Source organism: Bradyrhizobium sp. SHOUNA76, from assembly GCF_023006445.1.
Taxonomy (GTDB): domain Bacteria; phylum Pseudomonadota; class Alphaproteobacteria; order Rhizobiales; family Xanthobacteraceae; genus Bradyrhizobium.
Genome location: NZ_JALBHA010000355.1, coordinates 1 through 6,982, shown reverse-complemented (window position 1 = coordinate 6,982; position 6,982 = coordinate 1). Strand labels below are relative to the sequence as shown.

Sequence of the window (6,982 nt, the reverse complement as noted above, 5' to 3'; positions counted from 1 at the left end):
CCCGCTTCAGGCGGCCGAACAGCGCATCCTTCACCGCGCCCCGGACATGGCGCTCCTGCGTCACGCTATCGACGAGGCCGAGCGATCTGGCACGGCGTGCATCGATGGTGCGCCCGGTCAGCATAAGGGACATCGACTGAACCGGATTGACCAGCGCGGTGAAGCGCGCGGTGCCGCCGAGGCCGGGATGCAGACCCAGCATCACCTCCGGGAAGCCGAAGCGCGCGCCGTCGACGGCGATGCGCGACTGGCAGGCCAGTGCAACCTCGAGCCCGCCACCGAGGCAAAAGCCATGGATGACCGCGACCGTCGGCAGCCTCAAAGCTTCCAGATGGTCGATCACCGCATGCGCGGCGCGGATGCGCGTCTCCACCATGTCGGGATCGGACGCACTCCGGAATTCGTTGACGTCGGCGCCCGCGATGAAGCCGGACGGTTTTGCGGAGCGGATCACGAGGCCGGCGGGACGCTCGGTTTCGATTGCCGCGAGCACGGCGTCGAATTCCTCCATCACCTCGGAGGACAGCGTGTTGGCGCTTGCATCAGCGCGATCGAACAAGAGCCAGGCGACGCCGTCGGCATCGCGCGTCAACTTGAAGTGCCTGTATGGACTGTCCGTCGCGGGCTTGGGTCCGAGCTCAAGGACGCGGTCGCCGAGCGCGGTCATGATCTTGGAATCCATGGTCACACCGCCTCGATAAGCATGGCGCCGCCGAGCCCGCCGCCGATGCATTCGGTGGCAATTCCGCGCCGCGTGCCAAGCCGCTTCATCGCGTTGACGAGATGCAGCACGATGCGGTTGCCAGAGGTGCCGACGGGATGACCGAGCGAGATCGCGCCGCCATCGACGTTGAGCCTGTCACGGTCGATCTCGCCAGCAGCGCCATCGAGCCCGAGGATCTCCCGGCAGAATTTGTCGTCGTTCCAGGCGGCGAGACAACCGAGCACCTGGGTGGCAAAGGCCTCATTCAGCTCCCAGGTCTCGACGTCCGTGACGGTGAGGCCGTTGCGCTGGAGCAGCGGCGTTGCCGACATCACCGGGCCGAGCCCCATAATGCCGGGATCGAGCGCCGCCCAGTTGCTGTCCACGATCGCGGCTTTCGGCGTGAGCTTGTGCTTTGCGACCGCCGCGTCGGAGGCCAGGATCACCCAGGAGGCGCCGTCGGTGATCTGCGAAGAATTGCCGGCGGTGACCTGGCCCCAGGGGCGCTCGAACACCGGCCGGAGTTTTGCGAGTGTCTCTGCCGTGGAGTCCGGACGTACGCCATCGTCATGGTCGAAGAACTTACCGTCGCGGGAGAACGCGGTCTCGACCTCGCCCTTCAGGAAGCCCGCGCCTTGCGCGTGGGCGAGCCGGCGGTGGCTTTCAGCGGCATAGGCATCGGACTGTGCGCGGGTGATGCCGAAGAGATGGCCGACCACCTCGGCGGTCTGGCCCATGTTCAGATTGGTGATCGGATCGGTCAGCCCGCGCTCGAGGCCGATGATCGGCTTGAGGTCGCTCGGCCGCAATTTGAAGGCAGCGGCCAGCTTGGCCGCCACGCCCTTGGCGGTGGCAAACCCGGCGAACCAGCGCACGCCCGAATTGGGCCAGACCAGCGGCGCGTGGCTCAGGGCCTCGGCGCCGCCGGCGAGGATCATGTCGGCATGGCCTTCGCGGATATAGCGATAGGCGCTATCGATCGACTGCATCCCGGAGCCGCAATTGATCTGCACGGTGAAGGCGACCATGTCCTCGCCCATACCGAGCCGGAGCGCGGCGACGCGGGCCGGGTTCATCTCGTCCGCGATCACGTTGACGCAGCCGAGGATGACCTGATCGAAGCTGTCGGGCGAAAACGGCTGGCGCGCCAAGAGCGGCCGTCCGCATTGCACGGCAAGATCGACCGGCGTGAACGGCCCCGGCCCCGACCGCGCCTTCAGAAACGGCGTGCGACTGCCGTCGACGATGAATACCGGTCGCGCCATCAGCTCGCCGCCCTCTGTTCACCGAGTTCCTGGAAGAACTGATGCACGTCGCCGGATTTCCTGTAAATCGGCGACAGCGCCTCCGGTGCAAAATCGTCGACCTCGATCACGTCAGTGACGGCTTTGCGGGCAACAGAGAGCTGCTCGCCTTCGGCTTGCGTGATCACGCCTTTGGCGACCGCTTCCTCCCAGTCGCGAACATGCGCAGCGCGCATGCGCTTGGCGATGGCCTCCGTGGCTGCGACCAGCTTGAACGCGCGCTCCAGCCGCGCAAAGCCGCCGTCGTCGTCGACATGGGCCAGATCCGGCGTGAGGCGCTCGCGTGCCGCCGAGGGCTCCAGCACCAGGCTCGCGCATTGATGCACGATGCGGTCGGAGGGGCCGAGCACGCGGGCGCCGAAGGGCTGAACCACGAACTTGAGGAAGGCTGCGACGAAGCGGTTCGGCAAATTGGCGAGGATCTCGGCGAGCCGGTTCTCGATGGTCCGAAACCCCGTCGCCATGCACCATTCCAGCGCGGCAAAGTCCTCCTTCTGCCGGCCCTCGTCCTCCCAGCGCTTGAGTGCGGCCGAGAGCAGATACAGCTCGGAGAGAATGTCGCCGAAACGCGCCGACAGCATCTCCTTGCGCTTGAGCGCGCCGCCGAGCGTCAGCAGCGCCATGTCGGCGCAGAGCGCGAAAGCGGCGGAGTAGCGCGAGAGCTGGCGATAGAATGGCGTGGCGTCGCCCGCATCGGGCGCCAGCGCGAAGGCACCAAAGGTCCAGCTCCGGCTGAAGGCGCGGAACAGCGTCCGGAAGCTGTGGCCGGCATGCTTCCAGAATGCCGCGTCGAACGCAGTGAGCCCGCGTTCGCGATCGGAATCGGCGAGCGCATTCATCTCGTCGAGCAGATAAGGATGCGCGCGGATCGCGCCCTGTCCGAACACAATGAGATTGCGAGTCAGGATGTTGGCGCCTTCGACCGTAATCCCGACTGGCACGACGCGGTAGAGATTGCCGAGATAGTTCTGCGGGCCGTCGATCACGGCCTTGCCGCCATGGATGTCCATGGCGTCGTCGATCGCCGTGCGCATCCGCTCGGTCGCATGCAGCTTCATGATGCCGGAGATGACGGCAGGATGAACGCCGGCATTGAGCGCCGCGCAGGTCAGTCGCCGCGCCGCGTCCAGCTGATAGGCGGTGCCGACGATGCGCGCGAGCGGCTCCTCAACGCCTTCGAACTTGGAGATAGAGATGCCGAACTGCTCGCGGATACGGGCATAGGCGCCGGTGGTGCGGGCCGCATAAGCGGCACCCGCAGCAGAGAGCGACGGCAGCGAGATGCCGCGGCCGGCGGCGAGCGCGGTCATCAGCATCTTCCAGCCTTGCCCGAGGCGCGCCTGGCCACCGATGACATAGTCGAGCGGAATGAAAACGTCGCGGCCCCGGTTCGGACCGTTCTGGAACACCTGCATCGACGGCAGATGGCGCTGCCCGATCTCGACGCCGGCCAAATTGGTCGGGATCAGCGCCACGGTGATGCCGAGCTCTTCCTGGCTCCCTACGAGGTGATCGGGATCATAGGCCTTGAAGGCGAGTCCCAGGAGCGTCGCGACGGGCCCGAGCGTGATGTAGCGCTTGTGCCAGTTGAGCCTGAGGCCAACGACCTCGCGCCCCTCGAACTCGCCCTTGCAGATGATGCCGGTGTCGACCATGGAGGCCGCGTCGGAGCCGGCTTCGGGGCTGGTGAGGCCGAAGCAGGGAATCTCGCGGCCGTCGGCAAGCCGCGGCAGCCAGCGCGCCTGCTGCTCTTTCGTGCCGAAGCGCATCAGCAACTCGCCGGGACCGAGTGAGTTCGGCACCATCACGGTCACGGCGGCCGCGATCGAGCGCGTCGAGATTTTTCGCACGACTTCGGAATGCGCATAGGGCGAGAAGCCGAGGCCGCCGAATTCCTTCGGAATGATCATGCCGAAGAATTTCTCACGCTTGACGAAATGCCAGACGTCCGGCGGCAGGTCGCGCCATTCCCAGAAGATCTTCCATTCGTCGAGCATGGCGCACAGCTCGTCAACGGGGCCGCTCAGGAACGCCTGCTCCTCGCTGGTCAGCGTCGCCTGCGGGATCTTCAGAAGCTTCGACCAGTCAGGGTTGCCGGTGAAGAGGTCGGCGTCCCACCAGACGTCGCCCGCCTCCAGCGCCTCGCGCTCGGTGTCGGACATCGCCGGCAGCACGCCGCGTGCCCAGGAGAAGATCGGCTTTGTCAGGGTGTCGCGGCGGAAGCTCATGGCTGACCTCATGCATCGGCGCGGTTGTCGGGCATTTTAGCGGAAACTGGCTGGCGGAGGCGAACACTTCGCCTGCAAAATTGACGCGGCCGGGCGGCCCCCGGGCCATAACGGCCAGGGTGCGCGAGCAGTTCCGGGAGGGGAATGCGGAGAGAGGTCGCCCCATCGTCATTCCGGGGCGCGCCCCGGAATGACGATGGGGAGAGAGCGGCGGCCCAGCCTAATCCGGCCGCACCATCTCGAACATGTTTTCCGGCTTGATCTCGAAATAATCGCCGCGGCGGCCGGCCCGGACGATCGGGCGGGCGGCGGCGGTCTGGTAGACGCCGTCCTTGATCATGGCCTTGTCGATGTGGACGGCAACGACCTCGCCCAGCGTCAGCCAGGCGTCGGCCTGCTTGCCGTCGGCGCCCTTGAGGCGGATGATGTCGGACACCTTGCACTCAAAGGCCACGGGGCTTTCGCCGACGCGCGGCACGTTGACCAGCTTGCCGGGCACGGCGGTGAGGCCCGCGATCTCGAACTCGTCGACTTCAGGGGCGACATGCGCCGCGGTCGCGTTCATGTGCTTGGCGAGATCCATCGTGGCGAGATTCCAGACGAACTCGCCGGTCTGCTGGATGTTTTCGACCGAGTCCTTCCAGTTGGTGGAGGAGAAGCCAATGATCGGCGGCACGTAGCAGAACGCGTTGAAGAAGCTGTAGGGCGCGAGGTTGACGTGGCCCTTGGTGTCGCGCGAGGAGATCCAGCCGATCGGCCGCGGCGCGATGATGGCGTTGAAGGGATCGTGCTTGAGGCCGTGGCCCTTGGAAGGCTCGTAGAAATAGAGATCTTTGTCGGTCACGCGCTTGTTTCTCCGTTTTCCGTCATTCCGGGGTGGTCCGCAGGACCGAACCCGGAATCTCGAGATTCTCAGGTGCGCAATTGCGCACCGGAGTTCGATGCTTCGCATCGCCCCGGAATGACGGTCAACTCAAAACATGAGTCAGTGGCGCGGCGACAGACCCGCGATGACGAAATCGATCATCTGATCGATGGACGGGCCCGGCTTGGCGGCGCATTGGGCGATCATCTGCGGGTGGAAGAACCGCATCATCGCGGTGCAGGCGCACATCGAGGCCAGCTCCAGGTCCGGCGCCTCGAACTCGCCGGTGGCTGTGCCCTGCGCAATCATCTGACCGATCGTCGTGGTGATCAGGTCCATATGGGCGACGCAGACGTCCCAGTCCTCCTCCATCGCGATCTCGACGATCTCGTGCAGCTTGTTGTCGCCGACGTAACGCTCGGTGTTCATGCGATGGATGGTAGTGAGCAGTTCGCGGAAGCGCGGGAGTACCGGTCCGGGCCCTGCCACGATCCGCTGCGCCTCGAGCTCGACCTCACCCATCAGGCCCCGCGCCACCGAATGATGGATCGCCTTCTTCGATTCGAAGAAGCGATAGACGTTGGCGGGGCTCATCCGCAGTTCTTTGGCGATGTCGCCGACCGTAGTCTTCTGATAGCCAATCTGGCGGAACAGCCGCTCGGCCACCTCCAGAATACGGTCTCGGGTGTCGCCTTCGATATGTTCCGAAATCAGGGCCATCATTCAGGACTCGTTCGTCGGTAGTTTTCTCACTTATTCAGCCGCCTCAGCAAGCGGAATTGCGCGGGGGTCATCGCTGCCATGTTGCGGCGCGGCAGGCTGCTCGGGCGTGCCGGCTTCGTCCAGGCTCTTGCGGAACCAGAGGGCGTAGAGGCCCGGCAGGTACAAGAGCGTCAGGAACGTCGCGACGAACAATCCGCCCATGATCGTGATCGCCATCGGGCCCCAGAATGCCGAGCGCGACAGCGGGATCATGGCGAGGATGGCGGCGAGCGCGGTCAGCACCACCGGACGGGCGCGGCGGACGGTTGCCTCAATGATCGCCTCGCGCCTGGTGAGGCCGTGCGAAACGTCGGTCTCGATCTGGTCGACCAGGATGACCGTGTTGCGCATGATCATGCCTGCGAGCGCGATCAGGCCGAGCAGCGCCACGAAGCCGAACGGGGCATTGGCGACGTTGAGGCCGAAGGAGGCGCCCACGATGCCGAGCGGTGCGGTCAGGAACACCAGGATCAGGCGCGAGAAGCTCTGAAGCTGGATCATCAGCAGCGTCAGCATCACCATGACCATCAGCGGGAAGAGGACGAAGATCGAGGCGTTGCCCTTGGCGGATTCCTCGAACGCCCCGCCCGCCTCGATGCGGTAGGCCGGCTCGAGGTGATCAATGATCGGCTTCAGCTTCGGCGTGATCTGGCCCGTGACGTCAGGCGCCTGCACGCCATCGACGACGTCGGAGCGCACGGTGATGGCCATGTCGCGGTTACGCCGCCACATGATCGGCTCCTCGTGGGCATACTCGATCTTGGCGATCTGCTGCAGCGGCACGGCCACGCCGTTACGCGAGGTGATGGTGAGATCACCGACGCCGCCAAGATCGAGACGTTCGGAGGGGGTCGCACGGGCGACCACGGCCACCTTCTCGATGCCGTCGCGAATGGTCGTAACCTGCGCGCCCGAAATCAGCATCGCGAGCGCCTGTGAGACGTCCTGCGGGGTCAGGCCCATGGCGCGGGCGCGATCCTGGTCGACGACGAGCTTGAGGTAAGGCGACTGCTCGTTCCAGTCGAGCTGGACGTCCTTGACGCTCTTGTTCTGCCGCATGACGTCGCGAACCTGGTAGGCGATCTCGCGCACCTTGTTGGCGTCGGGACCGATCACGCGG

Annotated in this window: 6 protein-coding genes; all 6 read right to left on the bottom strand. The window is 65.4% G+C overall.

Annotation, left to right across the window (positions count from 1 at the left end):
* On the bottom strand, positions 1–682 hold a 682-nt coding region (locus tag MOV74_RS27255; RefSeq protein ID WP_246929652.1), incomplete at its 3' end, for an enoyl-CoA hydratase-related protein.
* Positions 683–684: 2 nt separating this feature from the next.
* On the bottom strand, positions 685–1,968 hold the full coding sequence (locus tag MOV74_RS27250; RefSeq protein WP_246929649.1) for an acetyl-CoA C-acetyltransferase: 1,284 nt from the start codon (positions 1,966–1,968) through the stop codon (positions 685–687).
* Entirely contained in the window at positions 1,968–4,235 is a 2,268-nt protein-coding gene (locus MOV74_RS27245; protein ID WP_246929646.1) for an acyl-CoA dehydrogenase, read from the bottom strand. The genes MOV74_RS27250 and MOV74_RS27245 overlap by 1 nt, the downstream gene beginning before the upstream one ends.
* Positions 4,236–4,455: 220 nt before the next feature.
* Positions 4,456–5,079, bottom strand: a complete 624-nt coding sequence (locus MOV74_RS27240; RefSeq protein WP_246929643.1) for a flavin reductase family protein — start codon at positions 5,077–5,079, stop codon at positions 4,456–4,458.
* A gap of 141 nt (positions 5,080–5,220) precedes the next feature.
* Positions 5,221–5,820, bottom strand: a complete 600-nt coding sequence (locus MOV74_RS27235) for a TetR/AcrR family transcriptional regulator (protein ID WP_246929654.1) — start codon at positions 5,818–5,820, stop codon at positions 5,221–5,223.
* Positions 5,821–5,853: 33 nt separating this feature from the next.
* A partial coding sequence (locus MOV74_RS27230; protein ID WP_246929642.1) for an efflux RND transporter permease subunit occupies positions 5,854–6,982 on the bottom strand: 1,129 nt, incomplete at its 5' end.

Excerpts from the sequence above, each read along its gene's own strand:
- MOV74_RS27250 (WP_246929649.1), bottom strand. The coding sequence starts at position 1,968 with ATGGCGCGACCGGTATTCATCGTCGACGGCAGTCGCACGCCGTTTCTG.
- MOV74_RS27245 (WP_246929646.1), bottom strand. The coding sequence starts at position 4,235 with ATGAGCTTCCGCCGCGACACCCTGACAAAGCCGATCTTCTCCTGGGCA.
- MOV74_RS27235 (WP_246929654.1), bottom strand. The coding sequence starts at position 5,820 with ATGGCCCTGATTTCGGAACATATCGAAGGCGACACCCGAGACCGTATT.